General features: G+C 74.5%; 20 protein-coding genes and 1 pseudogene. 11 read left to right on the plus strand and 10 right to left on the minus strand.

Features of this window, described 5'->3' with window-relative positions:
* Window positions 1-1,276 (minus strand): annotated as a pseudogene (gene ilvB, locus KPL60_RS24955) (biosynthetic-type acetolactate synthase large subunit); the annotation flags it as partial.
* 510 nt (window positions 1,277-1,786) lie between these two features.
* On the opposite strand from ilvB, the gene KPL60_RS34875 reads away from it, so the two are divergent.
* From KPL60_RS34875 to KPL60_RS24970, 3 genes are all read left to right on the plus strand, one after another.
* A complete protein-coding gene (locus KPL60_RS34875; protein WP_226364474.1) occupies window positions 1,787-2,251 on the plus strand; it encodes a PH domain-containing protein in 465 nt (154 codons plus the stop codon).
* A gap of 170 nt (window positions 2,252-2,421) precedes the next feature.
* Window positions 2,422-4,263 carry a dihydroxy-acid dehydratase gene (gene ilvD / locus KPL60_RS24965; RefSeq protein WP_226364475.1) on the plus strand — a complete coding sequence of 614 codons (1,842 nt, stop codon included), beginning with the start codon at window positions 2,422-2,424 and terminating at the stop codon, window positions 4,261-4,263.
* Between the two features lie 68 nt (window positions 4,264-4,331).
* Complete coding sequence (locus KPL60_RS24970; RefSeq protein WP_226364476.1) at window positions 4,332-5,330, plus strand: aldo/keto reductase; 999 nt, start codon at window positions 4,332-4,334, stop codon at window positions 5,328-5,330.
* A 21-nt stretch (window positions 5,331-5,351) separates the two neighbouring features.
* On the opposite strand, the gene KPL60_RS24975 is transcribed toward KPL60_RS24970, so the two are convergent.
* Window positions 5,352-5,993, minus strand: a complete 642-nt coding sequence (locus tag KPL60_RS24975; protein WP_226364477.1) for a VC0807 family protein — start codon at window positions 5,991-5,993, stop codon at window positions 5,352-5,354.
* Between the two features lie 62 nt (window positions 5,994-6,055).
* On the opposite strand from KPL60_RS24975, the gene KPL60_RS24980 reads away from it, so the two are divergent.
* Together KPL60_RS24980 and KPL60_RS24985 are read left to right on the plus strand one after the other, a co-directional pair.
* Window positions 6,056-6,886, plus strand: a complete 831-nt coding sequence (locus KPL60_RS24980) for a hypothetical protein (protein WP_226364478.1) — start codon at window positions 6,056-6,058, stop codon at window positions 6,884-6,886.
* A 90-nt stretch (window positions 6,887-6,976) separates the two neighbouring features.
* Window positions 6,977-8,359: an NAD-dependent succinate-semialdehyde dehydrogenase gene (locus KPL60_RS24985; protein WP_226350207.1), complete on the plus strand. Its 1,383-nt coding sequence runs from the start codon at window positions 6,977-6,979 to the stop codon at window positions 8,357-8,359.
* A 7-nt stretch (window positions 8,360-8,366) separates the two neighbouring features.
* Here KPL60_RS24985 and KPL60_RS24990 read toward each other — a convergent pair whose 3' ends face one another.
* The 3 genes from KPL60_RS24990 to KPL60_RS25000 are packed head-to-tail and all read right to left on the minus strand — an operon-like array spanning window position 8,367 to window position 10,814.
* A complete protein-coding gene (locus KPL60_RS24990) occupies window positions 8,367-9,269 on the minus strand; it encodes a phosphotransferase (protein WP_226350206.1) in 903 nt (300 codons plus the stop codon).
* Window positions 9,266-9,868: a DoxX family membrane protein gene (locus tag KPL60_RS24995; protein ID WP_226350205.1), complete on the minus strand. Its 603-nt coding sequence runs from the start codon at window positions 9,866-9,868 to the stop codon at window positions 9,266-9,268. Before KPL60_RS24995 ends, KPL60_RS24990 begins: the two co-directional genes overlap by 4 nt.
* A gap of 25 nt (window positions 9,869-9,893) precedes the next feature.
* The gene (locus KPL60_RS25000; protein WP_226364479.1) at window positions 9,894-10,814 is read right to left on the minus strand and encodes a 2-hydroxyacid dehydrogenase; all 921 of its coding nucleotides are present in this window, start codon (window positions 10,812-10,814) and stop codon (window positions 9,894-9,896) included.
* 55 nt (window positions 10,815-10,869) lie between these two features.
* Between KPL60_RS25000 and KPL60_RS25005 the strand changes: the two genes are divergently transcribed.
* On the plus strand, window positions 10,870-11,967 hold the full coding sequence (locus KPL60_RS25005; protein WP_226350203.1) for a glucose dehydrogenase: 1,098 nt from the start codon (window positions 10,870-10,872) through the stop codon (window positions 11,965-11,967).
* Between the two features lie 129 nt (window positions 11,968-12,096).
* Window positions 12,097-13,521 (plus strand): MFS transporter, encoded by a 1,425-nt coding sequence (locus tag KPL60_RS25010; RefSeq protein WP_226367385.1) that lies wholly within the window; start codon window positions 12,097-12,099, stop codon window positions 13,519-13,521.
* 52 nt (window positions 13,522-13,573) lie between these two features.
* On the opposite strand, the gene KPL60_RS25015 is transcribed toward KPL60_RS25010, so the two are convergent.
* Entirely contained in the window at window positions 13,574-14,527 is a 954-nt protein-coding gene (locus tag KPL60_RS25015; protein ID WP_226367386.1) for an ABC transporter substrate-binding protein, read from the minus strand.
* Between the two features lie 157 nt (window positions 14,528-14,684).
* Here KPL60_RS25015 and KPL60_RS25020 point away from each other — a divergent pair, with 157 nt between their 5' ends.
* The 4 genes from KPL60_RS25020 to KPL60_RS25035 are packed head-to-tail and all read left to right on the plus strand — an operon-like array spanning window position 14,685 to window position 20,936.
* The gene (locus tag KPL60_RS25020; protein WP_226367387.1) at window positions 14,685-17,714 is read left to right on the plus strand and encodes a glycoside hydrolase family 38 C-terminal domain-containing protein; all 3,030 of its coding nucleotides are present in this window, start codon (window positions 14,685-14,687) and stop codon (window positions 17,712-17,714) included.
* A 47-nt stretch (window positions 17,715-17,761) separates the two neighbouring features.
* The gene (locus KPL60_RS25025; protein ID WP_226367388.1) at window positions 17,762-19,141 is read left to right on the plus strand and encodes an extracellular solute-binding protein; all 1,380 of its coding nucleotides are present in this window, start codon (window positions 17,762-17,764) and stop codon (window positions 19,139-19,141) included.
* The gene (locus tag KPL60_RS25030; protein ID WP_226367389.1) at window positions 19,138-20,052 is read left to right on the plus strand and encodes a carbohydrate ABC transporter permease; all 915 of its coding nucleotides are present in this window, start codon (window positions 19,138-19,140) and stop codon (window positions 20,050-20,052) included. The genes KPL60_RS25025 and KPL60_RS25030 overlap by 4 nt, the downstream gene beginning before the upstream one ends.
* Complete coding sequence (locus tag KPL60_RS25035; protein WP_226350197.1) at window positions 20,049-20,936, plus strand: carbohydrate ABC transporter permease; 888 nt, start codon at window positions 20,049-20,051, stop codon at window positions 20,934-20,936. The genes KPL60_RS25030 and KPL60_RS25035 overlap by 4 nt, the downstream gene beginning before the upstream one ends.
* On the opposite strand, the gene KPL60_RS25040 is transcribed toward KPL60_RS25035, so the two are convergent.
* From KPL60_RS25040 to KPL60_RS25055, 4 genes are read right to left on the minus strand one after another with little or no spacing between them, the layout of a single operon-like run.
* Window positions 20,933-22,072 carry a M20 family metallopeptidase gene (locus KPL60_RS25040; RefSeq protein ID WP_226367390.1) on the minus strand — a complete coding sequence of 380 codons (1,140 nt, stop codon included), beginning with the start codon at window positions 22,070-22,072 and terminating at the stop codon, window positions 20,933-20,935. The genes KPL60_RS25035 and KPL60_RS25040 overlap by 4 nt on opposite strands.
* The gene (locus KPL60_RS25045; protein ID WP_226367391.1) at window positions 22,069-22,734 is read right to left on the minus strand and encodes a DUF1028 domain-containing protein; all 666 of its coding nucleotides are present in this window, start codon (window positions 22,732-22,734) and stop codon (window positions 22,069-22,071) included. Before KPL60_RS25045 ends, KPL60_RS25040 begins: the two co-directional genes overlap by 4 nt.
* Window positions 22,731-23,171, minus strand: a complete 441-nt coding sequence (locus KPL60_RS25050; RefSeq protein WP_226350194.1) for a RidA family protein — start codon at window positions 23,169-23,171, stop codon at window positions 22,731-22,733. Before KPL60_RS25050 ends, KPL60_RS25045 begins: the two co-directional genes overlap by 4 nt.
* Window positions 23,168-24,448, minus strand: a complete 1,281-nt coding sequence (locus tag KPL60_RS25055) for an NAD(P)/FAD-dependent oxidoreductase (RefSeq protein WP_226367392.1) — start codon at window positions 24,446-24,448, stop codon at window positions 23,168-23,170. Before KPL60_RS25055 ends, KPL60_RS25050 begins: the two co-directional genes overlap by 4 nt.
* Window positions 24,449-24,470 lie beyond the last annotated feature (22 nt).

Genomic DNA, 24,470 nt, shown 5'->3' on the forward strand with positions numbered 1-24,470 from the left:
CGCGGCCGGGACCGCGTAGCCCATGGTCCCGAGCCCGCCGGAGTTCAGCCAGGTCCGCGGCTTCTCGTACTTGACGAACTGCGCGGCCCACACATCTGGTGCTGGCGACGCCCGCGGTGTAGATCGCGTCCGGCCCGGCGATCGCGCCGATCCGCTCGATCACGTACTGCGGCGAGAGCGCGCCGTCGGTCGGCTCGTCGTAGCCGAGCGGGTAGCGGTCGCGCAGCCCGCCGACCTGCTTCCACCAGGCCGACAGGTCCGGCTCACCGTGCTCGGCGCGGTCCGCACGGACGCCTCGACCAGGTCGGCCAGGACCTCCTTGCAGTCCCCGACGATCGGCACGTCGGCGCGCCGGTTCTTGGAGATCTCGGCCGGGTCGATGTCGGCGTGGATGATCTTCGCCCCGGGGCGAAGCTCTCCAGCTTGCCGGTGACCCGGTCGTCGAACCGGGAGCCGAGCGCGACCAGCAGGTCGGACCGCTGCATCGCCGCGACCGCGGCGACGGTGCCGTGCATCCCGGGCATGCCCAGGTGCAGCGGGTGGCTGTCGGGGAACACACCGCGCGCCATCAGGGTGGTGACGACGGGCGCCCCGGTCAGCTCGGCCAGCTCCCTGAGCTCCTCGGCGGCCTCGGCCTTGAGGACACCGCCGCCGACGTAGAGCACCGGCTTGGCCGACTCGCGGATGAGCCGGGCGGCCTCGCGGATCTGCTTGCCGTGCGGCCGGGTCGTCGGCCGGTAGCCGGGCAGCTGCAGCTCGGGGGCCAGGAGAACGTGGTCTGCTCCTGCAGCACGTCCTTCGGGATGTCCACCAGGACCGGGCCGGGCCGGCCGGTGGACGCCAGGTGGAAGGCCTCGGCGATCGCGCGCGGGATCTCCGTCGCGTCGGTCACCAGCATGTTGTGCTTGGTCACCGGCATGGTGATGCCGGTGATGTCGGCCTCCTGGAAGGCGTCGGTGCCGATCAGCGGCCGGGTCTGCTGACCCGTGATGGCCACCAGCGGCACCGAGTCCATGTGGGCGTCCGCGATCGGGGTGACCAGGTTCGTGGCCCCCGGCCCGGACGTCGCCATGCAGACCCCGACCCGGCCGGTGGCCTGCGCGTAGCCGGTCGCCGCGTGTCCGGCGCCCTGCTCGTGGCGCACGAGGATGTGACGCACCTTCGTCGAGTCCAGGAGCGGGTCGTACGCGGGCAGGATCGTCCCGCCGGGCAGCCCGAAGACGACCTCGCAGCCGATCTCCTCGAGCGAACGCACCAGGGACTGGGCGCCGGTCATGGGCTCGTCCACGATGCGCGGGCCGGGCACGGTGGTCTCACCGGGTGCCGGGGCCGCGCTGCGGGACGTGCCGGAGGCCGCGGACCGGCCGGGCGGCGGGCCCGGCTTCGGGCCGGGCGAGCCGGGCTTGGCGGGGACGGTGGTCATCTGGGTCTGCCTCGCTGGAGATCGTGTCGATCAGATGCCGGACATGGGCTGGACTCGGAGCTGGACATGAAAAAACCCCCGCCGCCCGGCACTCCGGGCGCTGCGAGGGTGAGCGCGTCGTCGTTCGAGAAGGTCGAACTCAGGCGACGACGCGCCCAAGAAGTACGAGAATTCGAACGGCGAACATGCATCGACGCTAGCACGCGTCCCACGGACGGAGTCAAACGACCCCACCCGTCCGGGCCGTGGGGTCACGGTCCGGATTTGTCACACTGGGGTCGTGAGCAGCACCGACGACCGCGCCGTCCCCCCCCGACCCCGCCCTCCGCCGACCCGCAGCCGGCCCCGGGGGCGTCCCAGCAGGTGGACAGCGAGCTGGCGTGGACCCCCCGGGTCCGCGACGAGGGCCGCAAGCTCCGCGTGGGCTCGCGCGCGCTGGTGTTCAAGCCGAGCCGGCTGACCATCTTCGCCATCCTGGTCGCGGTCGTCGGGTCGACGCCGCTGGTGTTCAGCCTGCCGTGGTTCTGGGTCGTGCTGCTGGCCCCGGCCGCGGCGATCGCCTGGATCCTGCGGGTCCGCACCACCGTGGACCCGGAGACGCTGACCGTCCGCGGCGCGTTCTCCTCCCGCACCGTGGACTGGGACGACGTGCGCGGTCTGCGGATCGGCTCGCGCTCGCGGGTCAGCGCGGTGCTGGGCGAGGACGACGCCCTCGTCCTGCCCGCGGTGCACGCGCGCGACCTGCCCGCGCTCTCGGTCGCCAGCGGCGGCCGGTTCGCCGACCCGGCCGCGGTGACCGACCCGGAGGATCCGGCCGAGGGTCACTGACGCCCGTCGCGGGGCGTACGGTTGCGGGCGATCGGCCCGCCGGCCGGCGGGACGCGACCCGCCCCGCCGCCGTCGCGCCGCACCCCCCGGGCGGCTCGTGCCCACGCTCCGCGACGCGCCCACCGGGGTCCCTCACGAACCACCACGGAAGACCCGGCTGGAGAAGACCGATGCCCGCCCTGCGTTCCCGCGTCACCACCCACGGTCGCAACGCCGCCGGAGCGCGTTCGCTCTGGCGCGCGACCGGCATGGGCGACGACGACTTCGGCAAGCCGATCGTCGCGATCGCCAACTCCTACACCCAGTTCGTGCCCGGCCACGTGCACCTCAAGGACATGGGTGACCTCGTCGCGGGCGCGATCAAGGAGGCGGGCGGGGTCGCCAAGGAGTTCAACACGATCGCCGTCGACGACGGCATCGCGATGGGCCACGGCGGGATGCTCTACTCCCTGCCCAGCCGCGAGATCATCGCCGACGCGGTCGAGTACATGGTGAACGGCCACGCGGCCGACGCCCTGGTGTGCATCTCCAACTGCGACAAGATCACGCCGGGCATGCTGAACGCCGCGATGCGGCTGAACATCCCGACCGTGTTCGTCTCCGGCGGTCCGATGGAGGCCGGCAAGGCGGTCGTCGTCGGCGGGGTCGCGCAGGCACCCACCGACCTGATCACCGCGATCTCGGCGTCCGCGTCGTCCGAGGTGGACGAGGCCGGCCTGGCCGAGGTCGAGCGCTCGGCCTGCCCGACCTGCGGGTCCTGCTCCGGGATGTTCACCGCGAACTCGATGAACTGCCTCACCGAGGCGCTCGGGCTCTCGCTGCCGGGCAACGGCTCCACCCTGGCCACGCACGCCGCGCGCCGCGAGCTGTTCCTGAACGCCGGGCGCACCGTGATGGACCTGGCGACCCGCTGGTACCGCGACGACGACGCGTCCGCGCTGCCCCGCAACATCGCCACCCGCGAGGCGTTCGAGAACGCGATGGCGCTCGACGTCGCGATGGGCGGCTCCACCAACACGGTGCTGCACATCCTGGCCGCCGCCCAGGAGGGCGAGATCGACTTCGACCTCGCCGCGATCGACGCGATCTCCCGGCGCGTGCCGTGCCTGAGCAAGGTCGCGCCGAACTCGGACTACCACATGGAGGACGTCCACCGGGCCGGTGGCATCCCCGCCCTGCTGGGCGAGCTGTGGCGGGCCGGGCTGCTCAACACCGGGGTGCACACCGTGCACTCCCCCACGCTGGAGCAGTGGCTCACCGAGTGGGACATCCGGTCGTCGGCCCCGTCGGAGACCGCGGTCGAGCTCTACCACGCCGCGCCGGGCGGGGTCCGGACCACGCAGGCGTTCTCGACGGAGAACCGCTGGTCCTCCCTCGACACCGACGCCGCGGGCGGGTGCATCCGCGACCTCGAGCACGCCTACTCCGCCGACGGCGGCCTGGCCGTGCTGCGCGGGAACCTCTCGGTCGACGGCGCCGTGATCAAGACCGCGGGCATCCCCGAGGACATCTGGGAGTTCGAGGGCCCGGCCGTGGTGCTGGAGAGCCAGGAGGACGCCGTCTCGGCGATCCTCAAGAAGGAGATCAAGCCCGGCGACGTGCTGGTCATCCGCTACGAGGGCCCCTCGGGCGGGCCGGGCATGCAGGAGATGCTGCACCCGACCGCGTTCCTCAAGGGTGCCGGGCTGGGCAAGGTCTGCGCCCTGATCACCGACGGCCGGTTCTCCGGCGGCTCGTCGGGCATCTCGGTCGGCCACGTCTCCCCCGAGGCCGCCGCCGGCGGCACGATCGGGCTGGTGGAGAACGGCGACCGGGTCCGGCTCGACGTCCGCGCCCGGTCCCTGGAGCTGCTCGTCGACGCCGAGGTGCTCGCCGACCGGCGCGCCAAGATGGAGTCCTCCGAGCGGCCGTGGCAGCCCGTCGACCGGCAGCGCGTCGTGTCGAAGGCCCTGCGCGCCTACGCCCACATGGCGACCAGCGCCGACACCGGGGCGGTCCGCCGCATCCCCTGATCAGCACGTCCCGACGGCCCCGGTCCGCGCCCTGCGGACCGGGGCCGTTCGCGTCTAGGTTGGTTGTCATGGCTACCGGAATGCGTCTCGGAACCCGCCGTCTCGGCGACCTCACCGTCTCCGCCCAGGGCCTGGGCTGCATGGGCATGAGCCAGGCCTACGGCGACACCTCCGACCGCGCCGAGTCGATCGCGACGATCCACCGCGCCCTGGACCTGGGCGTCACCCTGCTCGACACCGCGAACGTCTACGGCGACGGCGCCAACGAGGAGCTCGTGGGCGCCGCGATCGCCGACCGCCGCGACCGCGTGGTCCTGGCGACGAAGTTCGGCATCGTCCGCGACGCCGCGGGCAACCAGGGCGCGCAGGGCGACCCGGCCTACGTGCGGCGGTGCGCCGAGGAGTCGCTGCGCCGCCTCGGCGTCGACCACATCGACCTCTACTACCAGCACCGCGTCGACCCGGACACGCCGATCGAGGAGACCGTCGGCGCGCTCGCCGGGCTGATCGAGGAGGGGAAGATCCGCCACTACGGGCTCTCCGAGTGCGGCGCGGACACCGTCCGCCGCGCCCACGCCGTGCACCCGCCCGCCGCGGTGCAGTCGGAGTGGTCGCTGTGGACGCGCGGCATCGAGGAGTCGGTCGCGCCGACGTGCGCCGAGCTGGGCATCGGCGTCGTGCCGTTCTCCCCGCTCGGACGCGGCTTCCTGACCGGCGCGATCACCTCGACCGGCCAGCTCGGCGAGGGCGACATGCGCCGCGGTCTGCCCCGCTTCTCCGACGAGAACATGGCCGCGAACCTCGCGATCGTCGAGGCGCTCACCGCCATCGCGCAGCGCCGCGGGGTCACCGCCGGGCAGCTCGCGCTGGCCTGGGTGCAGAGCCGCGGGGAGCACGTCGTGCCGATCCCGGGGACCAAGCGGCGGACCTACCTGGAGCAGAACGTCGAGGCCGCCGTGCTGGAGCTGTCGGCGGACGAGCTGGCCGAGATCGAGGCGGCCGCCCCGTCGTCGGCGGTGGCCGGGGAGCGCTACCCGGCGCACCTGCAGCGCAACGTCGGCCGCTGAGCCGGGCGCCCGGCCGTCGTCTCAGCCGGAGGCGGCGGCCGCGGCGCGGCGCTGTCCCGCGGCCTGCGCCCGCCGGGCGTACAGCACGGTCCAGCCGATCAGCACGCCCAGCACCGCGAGCGGGACGACGGCGTTCACCACCACCATCGTCGCGACCGGGAGCCGGTAGGTCAGCACGATCCGCACGACCGCCTCGGCGACCAGCACCACGCCCCACACCGCGGTGAGCACGCGCTGGGTGCGGCGGAAGCCGGCGTACTGCCAGAGCCCGTCCCACCAGGCCACCCGGGCCGGGTCACCGCCGGTGGCGAAGCGACGGCCGAACCAGAACATCAGCGGGCGCGGGAGCAGCACCAGCGAGCCCAGCAGGAGCAGGCCGAGCACGCCCGTCGTCGCGGACTCCTTGAGCAGCAGGATCCGCGGGTCGGAGAACACCAGCCCGACCACGGCGCCGACCACCAGGAACACCAGCACGAGCACGCCGAACTCGTCGATCCGGCGGCTGCGCAGCCAGGTGATGCCGATGTCGAGCAGCGGCCCGATGCTCCCGGCGAGCAGGGCGGGGACCGGGCCGACCCCGCGGTCGGTGAGGACGTCGTAGACCACCACGGGCACCGCGATGCTCAGCACGATCATCTGCGCCCAGGACAGTGCCTGCCCCATTCCGTTCCGGCCCGCTGCCTCTACCATCGGTTCCCCCGAACTGGACGGAATGGTTCACGACCGTGAGCAGAGGTGTAGAGCTGGGCGCGCTCGTGGCAAGGCGCAACCCGACGAGCGGTGTGGTCGCGTCGCTGCTGCGCGTCGCCGGTCGTGACGAGCTGCCCGCCGCCGTGCTCGTCGGGCTGCTGGGCGATCTCGGCATGCGCGAGCCCGCCGCGCGACGGCTGCTGGCCCGGATGCGCGAGGACGGCCAGCTCGCGGGCCGGCGCGACGGGCGCGCCGTGCACCTGCGCCTCGACGGCCCGTTCGGGGCGGCGGTCCGGCGCCTCGGCGACGACCTCGGCGCCCGTCCCCCGGAGTGGACGGGCTCGTTCCGGGCACTGCTGCACGCCGTCCCGGAGCAGGAGCGGGCCTACCGCGACCGGCTGCGGCGCACCGCCGTGCTCGCCGGGTACGGGGTGCTGCAGCCGGGCGTGCTCATCGCGGTGGCCGACCGCGGCGCCGAGCTCGCCGAGGTGCTGGCCGACGCCCCGCCCGGTGCCCGGGTGACCGTGGCCGGGCTCGCGGTGGACACCGCCGAGGCGGCCCGCGTCGCGGTCGGGGCGTGGGACCTCGACGGGGTCGCGGCCGTCCTGGCCGGTCACGCCGACCGCCTGGCCGCCGCCGCGGCGTCGCCGCCCGGGGGCGGTGCCGGGTGCCTGCGCCGCCTCGTCGAGCTGACCAACCCGGTGTTCGTCGACCTGGTCCGGGCGCCGGCGCTGCCCACGGTCCTGCTGCCGCCGGACTGGCCCGCCGCACGTCTGGTCGACGAGCTGCGCGGCGTGCTGGACCGCTGCGTCCCACCGGCACACGCCCACGTCCGGGCCCGGCTGGAGGCGGCAGGCGTGGGGTGACGAGGCGGACCCGATGTTTGCCGGTCCCCCCGCGGCGGACATCCGTCGGATAGGAGCGCGACCCGCGCCACCCCACGACGGAAGGGCACCATGACCGCCTACGTGACCACGAACCCCGCCACCGGGAAGACCGAGAAGACGTTCCCCGAGCTCGACGACGCGGCGGTCTCCGACGTCCTGGGCCGCGTCACCGACGCCTACCCCGGGTGGCGCGCGACCCCGGCCGCCGACCGGGCACGGATCCTGGTCCGGGTGGCCGAGGCCTACGAGGCCCGCAGCGACGAGCTGGCCGCGCTGATCGCGACCGAGATGGGCAAGCCCGTCAAGGAGGCAGCGGGCGAGGTCGCACTGGCCGCGTCGATCTACCGCTGGTACGCCGAGCACGGCCCGGACCTGCTGAGCAGGGAGACCCTGGACCCGCAGGGCGCGCAGGAGTCGGTGGTACAGACCGAGCCGATCGGGCCGCTGGTCGGGGTCATGCCGTGGAACTTCCCCTACTACCAGGTGGCGCGGTTCGTCGCGCCGAACCTGGTCGTCGGGAACACGATCGTCCTCAAGCACGCCCCGATCTGTGCCGCCTCGGCCGAGGTGATGGACGAGATCTTCCACACCGCGGGCGTCCCGGCCGACGTCTACGTCAACGTCTACGCGACCAACGAGCAGATCGCCGACATGATCGCCGACCCGCGGATCCAGGGGATCTCCCTGACCGGCAGCGAGCGGGCCGGTGCCTCGGTCGCCGAGACGGCGGGGCGCAACCTGAAGAAGGCCGTCCTGGAGCTGGGCGGGTCGGACGCGTTCATCGTCCTCGACGACGCCGACGTCGCCCGCACCGCGAAGGTCGCCGCCCGGGCCCGCCTGATGAACGGCGGCCAGGCCTGCAACTCCCCGAAGCGGATGATCGTGCCGACCGACAAGGTCGAGGAGTTCGTGTCGGTGCTGGTCTCGACGTTCGAGGCCACCGAGCACGGCGACCCGACCGACTCCGGCACCCGGCTCGGCCCGCTGTCCTCGGTCGCGGCGCGCGACGGCGTCGCCGAGCAGGTGCGCCGCGCCGTCGAGCAGGGCGCCACCCTGCACACCGGCGGCGAGGTGCCCGACGGCGACGGCGCGTTCCTCCGCCCGGCCGTGCTGACCGGCGTCACGAAGGACATGGACGCCTACTCCGAGGAGATCTTCGGACCGGTCGCCGTGGTCTACGGCGTCGACTCGGTCGACGAGGCGGTCACGCTGGCCAACGACGTGAGCTACGGGCTCAGCGGGTCGGTGTGGAGCGGCGACATCGAGCGCGCGCAGGAGATCGCCGACCGGCTCGAGGTGGGCATGGCCTACGTCAACGAGCACGGCACGACGCTGCCCGGGCTCCCCTTCGGCGGGGTGAAGCGCTCCGGCTTCGGCCGTGAGCTGGGCCGCTGGGGCATGGGCGAGTTCGTCAACACCCGGCTGCGTCGCACGGCCAAGCCGAAGGGCTGAGCCGGGATCAGCCGCGGCGGGCGGTGGCGAGCAGGTCGCCCAGCTCGTCGAGGGCCGCGGCGGCGACCCGGACCATCGAGGTGACCCGGTCGGGGTCCTGGTGGTCGGCGGCGAACGGCAGGAACTGCACGTGCGCCGCCGCCCGCGCCCACGCCGTCTCCACCGCGACCATGGCGGGCGGGTCCGGCGCGCCGAGCGCGGTGTGCAGGGTGTCCCGGTAGACCGCGGGCACCGGCGACGACGGCGCGTCGGCCGGGCCGTCGGACGGGGGCGCGGCCAGCACCACGACGTCGAGCGACCCCACCGCGACGCGGGCATTGCCCCAGTCCAGCAGCACCGCACCGGCCGGACCGGCGACGACGTTGCCGCGGTGGGCGTCGCCGTGGCACAGGGTGCGGGGCAGGGCGCGCAGCGCGGTGCGGGCGCGGTCGTCCCCGGCCCAGGCCACGACGGACGCGGCCGCGGCGTCGTGCCCGGCCGCCGTCAGCCGGTCCGCGGCGTGCCCGCACAGCCGCGCCCACCAGGCGTCGTCGACGACGGGGACGCCGCGCGGCCGGTTGCGCCGCCAGTGCGCGTGGACCAGCGCGAGGGTGCGCCACACCTCGTCGGGTACCGGGGCCCCGGCCGGCAGCGGCGCGCCGGGCTCGTGGTCGAGCAGCACCCAGCCGTCGCCGGAGCCGAGCATCCGCGGCAGCCGGACGGACCCGTTCACCACCGCGACGGCGCGCAGCGCGGCCGTCTCCACCGCCCCGGTGTGCTTGAGGACGACCGCGGTGCCGTCGTCGAGGTCGATCCGCTCGGCCCCGCCGGAGGCGTACCCGCCGGTCAGCGGGGTCCGGGCCCGCACCGCGAGGTCGCGACGGCGGCGCCGGGCGAGCGGGCGCAGCCACGCGTCGTCGGCAGGGGTCACCGGCGCAGCACGAACAGGACCAGCAGCGACACCGCGACCGCGACCAGCAGCGACAGCACCGACCACGGCAGCGGGCGTCGCTGATAGGTGCGCCCGGCGTCGAGGGCGATCCGCCCGGCCCCGGCGAACACCAGCGCCGCGGCCCCGGCGCCGAGCAGCAGGTCCAGCTCCAGGGAGTTCGCGCCGTCCGAGGCGAACAGCGGCACCGACAGGGCCGGCACCAGCGCCACCACCACGGCGACGACCTTCGTCGCGAGCAGGCCCGCCGCGGCGAAGGGCGTCAGCAGCCCCAGCACGAGCAGCACGCCGAGGACCAGCTGACCGACCGCGAGCACCCAGGCCAGCGGGCCGGCGAAGGACGTGAACCCGGCGTCGGCGAGCGCGGTCGCGCTGGCGTCGAGGCCGATCCCGCCCGCGACGCCGAACAGCTTGCGTGCCCCCGCCGCGGCGAAGGACGCCCCGACGACCAGCCGCAGCACGAGCAGCCCGATGTCGGAGGAGAGGTGGGCGGGGACCGGCATGCGCTCCGGGCGGGTCTTCTCCGCCGGTTCGTCGCCGGAGATGTTGCCCCAGTCGTACTGCTGCGTGGGCCCGCTCATGGTCGGCGACAGTACCGGCGCGCGCCTAGTAGGCGCCGGTCACGAGGTTCGGCGGCGCGTCACCGGCGGCGAACGCCGCGAGCTGCTCGGCCGCGACGCCGTAGGCGCGGCGCATCGCCAGCGGCACGCTGCCGCCGACGTGCGGGGTGAGCAGCAGTCCGGGCGCCGACCACAGCGGGTGGCCCGCGGGGAGCGGCTCGGGGTCGGTGACGTCGACGGCGGCCCGGATCCGCCCCGAGGTCAGCTCCGCGACCAGCGCGTCGGTGTCCACCACCGGCCCGCGCGCGCCGTTGACGAGCAGCGACCCGTCGGGCATGGCGGCCAGGAAGCCGGCGTCGACCATGCCGCGGGTCTCGTCGGTGAGCGGGACGATCAGCACGGTCGCGTCGTAGTGCGGCAGCAGCGCGGGCAGCTCGTCCCAGCCGTGGACGCCGTCGCGGGCGGTGCGCCCGACCAGCGCGGTCTCCACCTCGAAGGGCTCCAGACGGGCCCGGGTCTTCTGCCCGACGTCGCCCGCGCCGACGATGAGGATCTTCTTGCCGGCCAGCTCCTCGGTCTGGTGGTAGTCCCACTCGCCGCGGTCCTGGGCACGCACGAATCGGTCCAGGTGCCGGTAGACGGCCAGCAGCACCGACACCACCCACTCGGCGGTGGCCCCGCCGTGCGCGCCGCGCCCGTCGGAGAGGCCGACGCCCTCGGGCAGCCGCCCGATCCACGTCTCGGCGCCCGCGGTGAGCAGCTGCACCAGCTCCAGGTTCGGGACCTGCTCGATGATCCCGACCGCGTCGGAGCCCGCCAGGAACGGCGCGACCAGCACGCGGGCGTGGGCGGCCTCGTCGGGCAGCGGCTTCTCCGGGTCGTAGACGACCGGATCCAGGCCGTCCACACCGGACAGGATCTCGGCTCCGACGGTGTGCGGCACCAGGACGGTCACGGGGCTGCTCATGACGCCCGACCGTACTCACCGGGCACTCACCTCGCGGGGCCTAGCCTGGTTCCTCGTGACCGCCCGGCTGCTGCTGATCGTCGCGACGCTCGTCGTGCTGCTGAGCGGCTGCGCCACCTTCCCCGACGCGGGCTCCCGCGACTGGCGCCCGCAGGCCGAGGGCGAGGGCGAGCTCGGCGGGCCGCCCCGGGTGGCCCCGGAGGAGCAGGCACCGCCGTCGAGCCAGGCCCCGTCGCCGCAGCAGCAGGGGGCCGCGCCGGCACCGCAGCCGTGCGTCGACCCGGACCCGCAGGTCGTCGCGGCCTGCCTGGGGCCGGTCGGGGCGGTGGCGGTGCTCCCGCAGGGCGACCGCGCACTCGTCGCCGAGCGGCGGACCGGGCGGGTGCTGGAGGTCCGCCGCAACGCCACCCCGCAGCCGGTCGCGACCGTGCCGGTCGACCCGGCGGGCGGGCTGACCGGGCTGGTCCTGTCCCCCGGCTACGCCGAGGACCGCCTGCTCTACGCCCTGTCCGAGGGACGGGTCTGGCGGATCGCGCCCGGTGAGGCGCCGAAGCCGGTGCTGGAGGGGCTGCCGCCGGGCGGGGCGCTGGCCGTCGACGCCGACGGCTCCTCGCTGGTCGTCGCCACGCCGGCCGGGGCGGGCCCGCTCGCCGGTGCGGTGCTGCGGATCGACACCCTGGGCCGTCCGGCCCCGGGCAACCCCGACCGCGCCTCGCCGGTCCTGGCCCGCGGGCTCACCGCCCCGGGCGGGGTGTGCGTCGACCCCGCGGCGCGGACCACCTGGGTCACCGACCGCACCGCGGGGCGCGACGTCCTGCACCGCGTCACGCCGGGCACGCTCGGCGCGCCCGCCTGGACCTGGCCGGACCGCCCGGGCGTCGCCGGGTGCACGGTGCTGCCGGGCGCGGTCGTCGTCGCACAGAGCACCGGCAAGGCGCTGTTCGTGCTCAACCCGGGCGCCGAGGGCACCTTCACCGGCGACCCGAAGCCGGTCCTGGAGGGCACCTACGGCCGGATCGGCCCGGTCACCCTCGCCCCGGACGGCCTGCTGTGGCTGGGGACGGTCAACCGCGACGGCGGCTCCCCCGGCGCCACCGACGACCGGGTCGTGCGCATCCAGCCGCCGACCGGCGGCGGCGCCAGCGCCATCTGACACCGCCCGGTACCGATCCTGCGTCCACCTGTCGGCCGCTGTTGCGCGGCCTAATATATCAATGTTAGAACAGGCGCCGCACCGCAGGCCGGGACGTCCCGGCACGCGCTCGGACGGCGAAGGGGCCACATGATCGAGAAGCCGCGCAGGAGCCGTCGCCGGGCCCTCGACACCGCGGTCGAGGAGGAGGCCACCGTCCGCCGGGCCGCCACCGCGGCGTCGGTGGGCAACGTCGCCGAGTGGTACGACTTCGGGATCTACTCCTACCTGGCCGCGGTGGTGCTGAACCGGGTGCTCTTCCCGGACGCGGGCCGGTGGTCGCTGGTGCTGACCCTCGCCGCGTTCGCGGCGGCGTTCGTCGCCCGCCCGTTCGGCGGGTTCGTGTTCGGCCACCTCGGCGACCGGGTGGGCAGGCCGCGGGTGCTGGCCGCCACGGTGCTGCTGATGACCGTCGCGACGGTGCTGCTCGGGCTCGTCCCGTCGCACGGCACGATCGGCGTCGCGGCGCCGGTGCTGGTCGTGCTCATCCGGATGCTGCAGGGCTTCTCCGCGGGCGGCGAGTACACCGGCGCGCTCACGCTGGTCGCCGAGTACGCCCCCGACCGGCGGCGCGGCTTCTTCGGCAGCTGGCTGGAGTTCGGCACGATCGTCGGCTACTCGCTCGGTGCCGGTGTCACCGCGGCGCTGGTGACCCTGATGCCCGACGACGACCTGCTCGCCTGGGGCTGGCGGATCCCGTTCCTGCTGGCGCTCCCGCTCGGCATCGCCGGGGTCTACCTGCGGCTGCGCCTGGAGGACACGCCCGCGTTCCGCCAGCTCATGGAGCGCTCCCCCGCGCTGGTCACGATGACCCACGGCCGCGCGTTCGGGATCCTGGTGAAGCGCTACCGCTCCGCGGCGCTGGTCACCGCCGGCCTGGTGATCGCCTGGAACGTCACCAACTACGTACTGACCGCGTACGTGCCGACCTACCTCACCGGCACCCTGCCCCGCTCCGGCGCGGCGGGCACCAGCCGGGAGGTCGCGACCCTGCTGCAGGTCGGGGTCACCGTGCTCGCGCTGGCCGCGGTGGTCGTCGTCGGACACTGGAGCGACCGGATCGGACGGCGCCCGCTACTGGCGGCCGGGAGCATCGGACTGGTCGTGCTCGGCCTGCCGATCGTGTGGCTGCTCCAGCTCGGGCTCGCCGGGCAGGCCACCGGCCTGGTCCTGCTGGCCGCGATCCTGGTCTGCTTCGCGGGCGTCTGCCCGTCGACGCTGCCCGCCCAGTTCCCCACCCTGGTCCGCTATGCCGGTCTCGGGCTGACGTTCAACCTGGCGGTGTCACTGTTCGCCGGGACGGCGCCCGCGGTGATCGAGACCGCGGTGACCGCCACCGGGAACCTGGACTGGCCGGGCTACTACCTGATCGGCGCCGGACTGGTCGGGCTGGTCAGCGTGTGGTTCCTCGTCGAGCCCGCCGGGAAGCCGCTGCCGGGTGCCGCGCCGCTGGAGTTCCGCGAGGACGCCACCGACGCCACCGACGGCTCCGGCGCGACGGCGTCCCGCCCCTGAGGGCGAGCGGTTCCGGTGCCGGACCACACGGGTCCGGCGCCGGGGGATCCGCTCAGCCGAGCAGGGCGAACAGCGCGTCGAGGTCGCGGGCGACCTGCATGGCGCTGTAGACGCTGCCGTAGTTGACGTTGCCCGCGGTCTCGACGACCCGGCCCGCCCGCACCGCGGGCAGCTCCCGCCACACCGGGACGTCGGCCATGGTCGCCAGCGACCGCTCGGTGCCGGTGTTCTGCAGGTAGAAGCCGTCGGCGTCGCGGAACTCGCTCATCGTCTCCAGCGGCACCTCCTGGTCGGCCGCGTAGGCCCGCTCGGAGCCGAACAGCGACCCGCCCAGGTCGGTGAGCACCTGCTGCTGCAGCCGGCCCGCCGTGTTCACCACGAACGTGCCCGCCTCCGGCCGCCACTGGGCGATGACGACGCGCTTCGTCGCCAGCGCGGCACGGTGGCGCTCGCGGACCCCGGCGGCGACCGCGTCGTACTCGGCCAGCACCCGGTCCAGCGCGTCGCGCCGGTCGAGCTGGGTGGCGATCGCAGTCAGGTCGGCGCGCCACGGCACGTCGAACGAGGTCGGGACGACCGGCGCGATCCGCTGCAGCCGGGCGGTCGGCCAGTACTCGCCGTCGTCCTCCGCCGAGCAGACGATCAGGTCCGGGCCCAGCGCGAGGACCTCCTCGTCGACGATCGGACCCTTGAGGACCGGCAGCCCGGGCGGGGCCGGGACCCACGCGGCCGGGGGACGCAGGCTGGTCGCCGACACCGGCAGGCCGAGCGCGACGGCGGTCTCCAGGTCGACCCGCGAGTCGACGGCGAGCACCGAGACCGGGGCGACGGGCACGTCGTAGGTGCCCAGCGCGGTCGTGACGCTGCGGGTGCGCCCGGCGGGGGCGCCGACGGTCGCCGCGGGGCGGCCGCACGCGGCGAGCAGGCCCGCCGTGCCGACCGCGGCGAGGAGCTGGCGGCGGGTGGCGATCTCGACGACGTGACGCTCGAGCAGGGCTGTGGACACGGGTCCTCCGGGGGACGATACGGACTCTGCCGATGAACTTAGCCTCACCTCACTTCGCGGTCGCCTGTCGCGCACCACGCGTCGACCGGACTCTTGTGGTCATTTCTTCCATCGTTTTTACTAACTGCGGCACCGTCGCCCACCGGCTGGAGAGTTCGTGCACGACCGGACCCGTTTCGTCGTCGACCGCCTGCGTCGCTTCCGCTCCGAGCACCTGGAGCGGTCCCGGTACCGGGACGCCCGGCCGCTGGAGGTCGCCGCCTGGGAGGTCCCGGGCGAGCCCGTCGGGTTCGCCGAGGCCGCCGGGCAGGCCTACGCCCCGTTCCCGGTGGGCCGCGGTCACCTCTCGGCGTGGGGGCGTCCGTGGAGCACCGTGTGGTTCCGCGCCACCGGCGCCGTGCCCGCGGACTGGTGGGACGCACCGGGGACGCGCGTGGAGGCCGTCGTCGACCTGGGGTTCGGCACCGAGAACCCGGGCTTCCAGGCCGAGGGCACCGTCTGGAGCCCGGACGGTCGCATCGTCAAGGGCATCGAGCCGCGCAACGCCTGGGTGCCCGTCACCGGTGACACCGTCGACCTGTTCGTCGAGGCCGCCGCGAACCCGCACATCTCCGAGCACGGCTGGTTCGTCCCGACCCCGCTCGGCGACCCGGCGACCGCGGGCTCCGACCCGCTCTACACGCTGCGCCGGGTCGACGTGGCGCTGCTGGACGAGACCGTCTGGGAGCTCGACCAGGACCTGACCGTGCTGCAGGGCTGGCTGGACCGGCTCGACCCGGACACCGCGCGGCACGCGCTGATCGTGTCCGCCGTCGAGGACGCCCTGGACGTGATCGACCCGCGCGACCTCACGACGACCGCGGGGCCGGCCCGCGAGCGGCTCGCCCCCGCCCTCGCCGCACCCGCGCACGCCAGCGCGCACCGCGTCGTCGCGACCGGGCACGCGCACATCGACTCGGCGTGGCTCTGGCCGACGCGCGAGACCGTCCGCAAGTGCGCACGCACCTTCTCCAACGTGCTGACCCTCGCCGAGACCGACCCCGGGCTGCGGTTCTCCTGCTCCTCGGCACAGCAGTACCGGTGGGTCCGCGACACCTACCCCGAGCTGTACGCCCGGCTGCGCGACGCCGTCGCCGCCGGGACGTTCGTGCCGGTCGGCGGCATGTGGGTGGAGTCGGACACCAACATGCCCGGTGGCGAGGCCCTGGCCCGCCAGCTGGTCGAGGGCAAGCGGTTCTTCCTCGACGAGTTCGGCGTCGAGCCGCTCGAGGTGTGGCTGCCGGACTCGTTCGGCTACACCGCCGCGCTGCCGCAGCTGGTCCGCGCGGCCGGGTCGCGCTGGTTCCTCACCCAGAAGATCTCCTGGAACGACACCAACCGGATGCCGCACCACACGTTCCTGTGGGAGGGCCTCGACGGCAGCCGGGTGTTCACCCACTTCCCGCCGGTCGACACCTACAACTCCGAGCTGACCGCCGACGAGCTCGACCGCGCCCAGCGCCAGTACCGGGAGAAGGGCCGCGCCGGCGTCTCGCTGGTGCCCTTCGGCCACGGCGACGGCGGCGGCGGCCCCACCCGGGAGATGCTCGCCCTGGCCCGCCGCCAGGCCGACCTGGAGGGCGCGCCGCGGGTGCGGATCGGCACCTCGGAGGAGTTCTTCACCGAGGCCGAGGCGGACTACCCGGACCCGCCGGTGTGGTCCGGCGAGCTGTACCTGGAGTACCACCGCGGCACCTACACCTCGCAGGCCCGCACCAAGCAGGGCAACCGGCGCAACGAGCACCTGCTCCGCGAGGCGGAGCTGTGGGCCGCCACCGCCACCGTCCGCACCGGCGCCCCCTACCCGGCCGAGGACCTGCGCCGGCTGTGGCAGAAGGTCCTGCTGCTGCAGTTCCACGACATCCTGCCGGGCAGCTCCATCGCCTGGGTCCACCACGACGCCGAACGCGACCACGCCGCGGTCACCGCCGAGCTGGAGACGATCGTCGACGGCGCGCTGGCCGCACTGGCCGGGGACGGCGACGTCGTGCTGCGGGCCAACGCGGGCCCCTACCCGCTGCACGGCGCACCCGCGCTGGGCATCGGCCCGGCCGCGGCGCCGGACGGCCCGGAGGTGACCGTCGAGCGGGTCGACGGCGGCCACCGCATCGGCAACGGACGGCTGTCGGTGCTGGTCGGCGACGACGGCCGGGTGCACGCCCTCGACGACCTCGACGCCGGCCGGGCGGTCCTCGCGCCCGGCGCGACCGCGGGCCTGCAGCTGTTCCAGGACATCCCCAACGAGTGGGACGCCTGGGACGTCGACCGGCACTACCGCCGCGTCGAGACCGGGCTGCCGCAGGCCTCGTCGGCCGAGCCGGTCCCGGGCGGGGTGCGCACCGTCGTCGTGGCCGGGGACAGCACGGTCACCACCGACTGGACCCTCGCCCCCGGCGGTCGCGCCCTGGAGGTGCGGGTGCACGCGGACTGGCAGGAGCGCCAGAAGCTGCTCAAGCTCGCGTTCCCGCTCGACGTGCACGCCGAGCGCGCCACCTCGGAGATCCAGTTCGGGCACCTGCACCGGCCGCTGCACACCAACACCTCGTGGGACGCGGCCCGGTTCGAGACCTGCGCGCACCGGTTCGTGCACGTCGGCGAGCCCGGCTACGGCGTCACCGTCGCGAACGAGGCCACCTACGGCCACGACATCACCCGCGACACCCGGCCCGGGCCGGACGGCACCGCCGCCGGGACGACCACGCTGCTGCGGCTGTCGCTGCTGCGGGCCCCGCAGTTCCCGGACCCGCACGCGGACTCCGGCGAGCACGTCCTGCGGTGCACGCTCACCCCCGGCACGGAGATCCCCGACGCCGTCCGCGAGGGCTACCGGGTGGCGCTGGGCACCCGGGAGATCACCGGGTCCGGCCCGGTCGAGCCGCTGGTGACCGTCGACGACGGCGGCACCGGCGCCGTCGTCGTCGAGGCGGTCAAGCTCGCCGACGACGGCTCCGGCGACGTGGTCGTGCGGCTCTACGAGGCGCACGGCGGTCGGGCCCGCGCGGTGCTGCGCCCCGGCTTCGACTGCACCGGCGCGGTCGAGACCGACCTACTCGAACGCACGCTCGACACCCCGCGCGCACTGGGCGGGGACCTCCGGCTGGAGCTGCGCGCGTTCCAGATCGCCACGGTGCGCCTGACCCGCGCCTGACCCCTCCCGCCCCGCCCTCGCAACGACGCGAAAGGACGGTCCGCCCGATGACCCCACCCCCTGCCCGCGGGTTCTCCCGGCGCGCGCTCCTCGCGGCGGGCGGCGCCCTGCTCGCCGCCCCGGCGCTCGGCGCGTGCGGCGCCGACGCCCGGGCTCCGGGACACCTGCGGGTGACCTACCAGCAGTGGGGCTCGGCCCGGGCCGTCGGGGACTACATCGAGGGCGCGGCCGCGGAGTTCATGGCGGCCCGCCCCGGTACCTCGGTGGAGGTGGTCCCGCTGGTCGCGGCGGAGAACGACTTCTTCACCAAGAACGAGCTGATGATGGCCTCGGCCCGGACCACACCGGACATCGCCTACGAGGACACCTTCATCCTCAAGGCCGACATCGCCGCCGGCTACCTGCGACCGCTGGACGACTACGTCTCCCGCTGGCCCCTGTGGGACACCTACGTCGACGTCGCGAAGGACGCCGTCACCGGCGAGGACGGGAAGGTCTACGGCATCCCGGGACCGACCGACACCCGTGGGATCTGGTACCACCGCGGCGTCCTGGCGGCCGCCGGGATCGCCGCGCCCTTCCGGCCCCGGACCTGGGACGACCTGCTCACGGCGGCGCGGGCGATCCGCGACCAGGTCCCCGACGTCGTCCCCCTCGTCCTCTACTCCGGCAAGGCGCAGGGCGAGAAGGCCAGCATGCAGGGCCTGCAGATGCTGTTCAACGGCACCGACTCGGTCCTGTACGACGAGGCCACCCGGCGCTGGACGACCGGCGCCGCCGGGATGCGGGAGTCGCTGGGGTTCCTGCACACCGTCTTCGGTGAGGGCCTCGGCCCGCCGCTGCAGGCCGCGCTCGACCCGAACCTCACCGAGACCGTCTACACGTCGTGGATGCCGGAGGGGAGGGTCGGCATGGTCGTCGACGGCAACTGGATCGCCCAGAACTGGGACCCGGGCGCGTCCGGGGCCTGGCCGGAGTGGTCGCGGACGATGGACCTGGCCCGGATGCCCACCCGGCGCGGGCAGGGCCGGGGGTTCGTGACCCTCTCCGGTGGCTGGGCGTGGTCGCTGCCGCGCCTGGCCCCCGATCCGGACCTGGCCTGGGGGCTGCTGGAGACGCTGATGTCCACCGAGAACGCCCTGCGGTGGACCGTCGCCGAGGCCAAGCTGGCCAACCGCAGCGACGTCATGGAACACCCCGGGTACGACGGCTACTCCCCCGCCTCCCCCTTCTTCACCGACCTCGTCCCCTACGCCGACTACCGGCCCGCGACGGCGCCGTACCCGCAGATCTCCTCGGCGATCCAGGCGGCGACCGAGGACGTCATGACCGGGCGGCTGGGCCCCGACGCCGCGGCCGACGCCTACGACGCCGCGCTGGTCGACATCGTCGGCGTCGAGCAGACCGCGCCGGAGGCGCGCGCATGACCGCCCTCGCCGGGCGGCAGGCCACCGACCGCGGACCCACGCCGCTGCGCCGCACCCTGCTGCGGGGCGGGCCGATCGTGCCGGCCGTCGTCCTGCTGGTGCTGTTCCTCGCCGGGCCGGTGCTCTACAGCGTCTACCTGGCCTTCACCAACCGGGCGCTGCGCGGGGACGGTGCGGACACCACGTCGTTCGTCGGGCTCGGCAACTTCACCGACGCACTCACCTCGGCGGAGTTCTGGAACTCCGCCGGTCTCACCCTGGTCTTCACCGTGGTGTCGGCGATCATCGGGCAGAACCTGCTGGGGCTGGCGCTGGCCCTGCTGATGCGCAACGCGTCGAAGCCGGTGAGCGCGGTGACCGGGGCGATCGTGGTCGGGGCGTGGATCCTGCCCGAGGTCGTCGTCGGCTACCTCTGGTACACCTTCCTCGCCGGGGACGGCTCGCTGAACGCCCTGCTCGGGCTGGTCGGGCTGCCCGAGCAGGAGCTGCTCGTCGCGTTGCCGATCGTCGCGGTGTCCTTCGCCAACATCTGGCGCGGGACGGCGTTCACCATGCTCGTCTACACCGCCGCACTCGCCGAGATCCCGCGCGAGGTCGAGGAGGCGGCGATGATCGACGGCGCCCGCCCGGTGCAGCGCTTCTTCTCCCTGACCCTGCCGCTGATCCGCCGCGCCGTGGCGACGAACCTGATGCTGATCACGCTGCAGACGCTGTCGGTGTTCGGCCTCATCTACGTCATGACCGGCGGCGGCCCCGGCACCTCCAGCCAGACGCTGCCGCTGCACATGTACGAGCAGGCCTTCTCCTACGGGCAGCTCGGTTACGGCACCGCGGTGGCCCTGCTCCTGCTGCTGCTCGGCGGGATCGCCTCGATCGCCTACCTGCGCCTGCTCGCCAAGGAGGACGCATGACCGCCACCGCGCACCGTCCACCGCCGGTCGACCCGGCCGTCCCGTCCCCCGCGCCGGACGCCGCACGGCGCCGGCGCGGACCCCGCCCCGCCGACCTCGTCCTGGTGGCGGTCGCGGTGTTCTTCTGCATCCCGCTGGCCTGGGTGGTCCTCGCGTCGTTCGACGCGGAGGCCTCGCTCGCCGTGGCGTGGCCCGCGGAACCGACCCTGGACAACTACGCCGCCGTGCTCGACACCGAGACGACGTTCCGCCCGATGTGGAACTCGGTCGTGCTCTGCGGCGGCGCCACGCTGGTCACCGTGGTCTGCGCGGTGCTCGCCGCCTACCCGCTCTCGCGCTACCGCAGCCGGGCGAGCCGACCGTTCCTGCTGACCATCGTCTTCGCCACCGGGCTGCCGATCACCGCGATCATGATCCCGGTCTACGCGCTGTTCGTGCAGGTCAACCTCATCGACTCGATGCCGGCGGCGGTGCTGTTCCTGGCGACGTCGGCGCTGCCGTACGCGATCTTCCTGACCAAGGGCTTCATGGACGGCGTTCCGGTCGAGATCGAGGAGGCCGCCTGGGTCGACGGCGCCACCATGCTGCGCACGCTGTGGGAGGTCGTGCTGCCGATGATGCGCCCGGGCGTCGCCGTCGTCGCGATCTTCACGCTGGTCCAGACGTGGGGGAACTTCTTCGTCCCGTTCATGCTGCTGCTCTCGCCGGACAAGCTGCCCGCCGCGGTCAGCCTGTTCACCTTCTCCTCGCAGTACGGCCAGGTCGCCTACGGCCAGCTCGCCGCCTTCTCGATCCTCTACTCGGCCCCGGTGGTGGTGCTCTACCTCGTGCTGGGACGCCGGCTCGGGTCCGGGTTCGCGGCGGCGGGCGGGCTGAAGGGCTAGGCGGTGTCGCGCTGCCCGGCACGGTCGACGCCGGTCCAGGCCAGCGCGACCGCGCCGTCGAGCAGCGCCCGTTCCGCGTCGGGACCCACGCAGTGCGCCGCGAACTCGCGCTGGTGGTTCGTGGCGGGCAGCGACCCGATCCCGATGTAGGGGTGGATGGCCGGCACGACCTGGGACACGTTGCCCATGTCGGTCGACGCCCGGTTCATCCGGCCCGCCGGGCCGTCGGGGGCGAACTCCCGCCCCAGCTCGACGGCGTTGACGCGGTAGTGCGCCAGGGCGGTGGGATCGGCGCGGAACTCGGCGTAGGGCCTGCTCTCCGGCTCGATCTCCAGCGTGCACCCGGTGGCCAGGGCACCGGCCTCGAAGCAGCGTCGCACCCTCGGCTCGATCTCGGCCAGCTCGGCGAGGGTCTCCGCGCGCACGTACCAGCGTCCCGACGAGTCCTCGGGGATCGCGTTGGGCGCCGTCCCCGCGGCGGTGACGATGCCGTGCACCCGCGCGCTGTGCGGGAGCTGCTGTCGCAGCAGCCCGATCGCGACCTGGGCGACGGTGAACGCGTCCGCGGCGTTGACCCCCTCCTCGGGGTAGGCCGCCGCGTGCGCGGCCCGGCCCCGGTAGGAGACCCGGGAGTGGCTGACGGCGAACGGACGCGCCTCGGCGACGTCGACCGGGCCGGGGTGCACCATCATCGCCAGGTCGACGTCGCGGAACGCGCCGCGGTCCAGCATCTCGATCTTGCCGCCGCCGCCCTCCTCGGCCGGGGTGCCGTAGACCTCGACGGTCAGCCCCAGCTCGTCGGCGACCTCGGCCAGGCCCAGCGCGGCCCCGACCGACGACGCGGCGATCAGGTTGTGCCCGCAGGCGTGCCCGAGCCCGGGCAGGGCGTCGTACTCGGCGCACAACGCGATCCGCAGCGGTCCGGACCCGTACCGGGCGTGGAACGCGGTCTCCAGCCCCAGGTACGACGGCGTCACCGCGAACCCGCGGCGGTCCAGCAGCTCCGGCACCACGGTCGCGGCCCGGTGCTCCTCCCAGGCCGTCTCGGGGTGGGCGTGCAGCTCGGCCGACAGCGCGACCAGCCCGTCCGCCGCCCGGTCGACGGCGGCCCGGGCGGCCGCCTTCGCCCCGGTCACCGGTCGCCCGGGACGCCGTAGGACGGCGCGGTCGCCGGGGCCAGCCCGCGGCGGACGTAGTCGTCGCGCTGCGGCAGCCAGACCTCCATCGCCTCGGCCAGCCGGTCGACCGGGTCCTCGGCCCAGTCGACCCGCAGGTCGGTCACCCGCCACTCGACGTCGGCGACGACGGCCAGCCCGGCCGAGTGCACCGGGCCCTCCTCCCCACCGGCGGCGAGGCCGGCGCGCAGGGCGGCGAGCAGCCGTTCCTCGAGCTCGCCGGTCGCGGACTCGAAGGCGTCGACCAGGACCGCGGGCAGCCCGGCGTCGGCCAGCATGTTGCCCGCGGCCACCGCGTCCGCACCGGCGGCGGCGCCGCGTGTGCCCAGCGTCCGCTCCCCGCTGAACCAGGCGGGCGGGCCGGTCCGGCCCAGCGCGGTGAGCTGGCGGTACTCCGGGTCGACGGCGTCGGCGCCGACCTCACGCACCGCCCGCACGGCGTCGTCGTGGGCGGCCAGCCGGTCGAGCAGGCGCCCGCCGAGCCGCGGGTCGGTGACGTTCTGCGACGCGGCGACGCCGACCCCCGGCCGCAGGTGCAGGCAGCGCGCGGCGACCGCCGGGCTGGAGGAGCTGACGGCCATGCCGAACCGGCCGTCCTGGCGGGCCGCGATCGAGAAGGTCACCGTCCGTCCTCCGGGATCACGGCGATGGCGTCGATCTCGCACAGCCACTCCGGGCGGGCGAGCGCGGACACCACGACGCCGGTCGAGATGGGGTGGACGCCCGTCGTCCAGCGTCCGACGGTCCGGTAGACGGCCTCCCGGTAGCGGGGGTCGACCAGGTAGATCGTCAGCTTGACCAGGTGCTCCATCCGGCTGCCCGCCTCGCGCAGGAGCTGGTCGATGTTCGCCATCGCCTGCTCGGCCTGCGCCGCGACGTCGCCGATGCCGACGGACTCGCTGGTGTCGAGGTCCTGCCCGATCTGGCCGCGGACGTAGACGGTGTTCCCGGCGACGACGGCCTGGCACAGGTCGTTGTCGAGGTTCTGCTCCGGGTAGGTGTCGCGGGTGTTGAACGGCCGGATGCGGGTGTGGGTCGGCTGTGCCGGCTGTGCGGTCATCGGGGGGCTCCGCTCGTGGTGACGGTGGGCTCGGGGAGGTGGGCGAGGTAGCCGCGCTGGATCGCGATGTGGTCGGCGACGTGGGCGGCGTCGTGCCACACGCCCCAGATGAAGCTGGACCCGCGCCGCGACTGCCAGGGCAGGCCGAGGAAGTAGATGCCGGGCTCGGTGGAGATCCCGCGGGAGTGCCGTGGGCGGCCGTCGTCGTCGAGGGCGCCGGGGGGCAGCCAGCCGTAGTCGGAGCTGTAGCCGGTGGCCCAGACGATCGAGGTGATCCCGGCCCGCGCGAGGTCCAGCTCGGTGACCGGGTCGGTCACGCAGTCCGGGGCGGGCCCGAGGACGCGGGCGGCGGGCTCCTCGGGCAGGTCGAGCCCGTTGCGCACGACGTAGGCATCGGCCTCGTCGAGCATCGCCAGGTAGTGGGCGTCCCCCGCGGCGACGGTGTCGGCCAGGTCCGGGGCGAACCGCAGCCGACCGTCGGCGAAGGACCGGGTCATCCCGACCAGGGTGATGCCGGTGGCCGCCAGCTCACGGAAGTCGACGGTGTGCCCGCCCCGGGCCCCGCTGACCGCGATCGTGACGTGTGCGGCCCCCTGTGGCGGCGCCGCCACGTCCCACTTGTCCAGCACGCCGAGCCACCAGCAGAAGTCCTGCCCGCGGTAGCGGCGCGGGGGCCGCTCGTGCGGGCCCACCGACAGGTGCACCGCGCGCCCGGAGCGCCGGAGCTCGTCGGCGATCTGCACGCCCGACGACCCCGCCCCGACGACCAGCACGCCGCCGTCGGGCAGCTGACCGGGACGCCGGTAGTCGCTGGAGTGGATCTGGGTCACGCCGGCGTCGGCGGGCACGACGGGCGGGACGACCGGCGTCTGGAACGGACCGGTCGCGGCCACGACCCGCTGCGCGTCGACGGTGCCCGCGGAGGTCTCCACCCGGAAGCCGGGCCGCCCCTCGTGCCGGTGCACACCGAGCACCTCGACCCCGCAGCGGACCGGGGCGTCGATCTTCTCCGCGTAGGCGGAGAAGTAGTCGGCCACCTGGTCCTTCGACGCGAACCCGTCCGGTGCCACCCCGTCGAACTCCAGCCCGGGGAACCGGTCGTGCCACGCCGGGCCGTTCGCCACCAGCGAGTCCCAGCGACGGGTGCGCCAGCTCTCGGCGATCCGGTCGCGTTCGAGCACCAGGTGGTCGATCCCGCGGGCGCCCAGGTGCTCGCTGGCGGCCACCCCGGCCTGCCCCCCACCGACGACCAGTACCTCGGTCACGACGTCGGCCATCCCGTACTCCGTTCCACGGTTC

The organism is Pseudonocardia sp. ICBG162 (genome assembly GCF_020496225.1).
GTDB lineage: Bacteria > Actinomycetota > Actinomycetes > Mycobacteriales > Pseudonocardiaceae > Pseudonocardia > Pseudonocardia alni.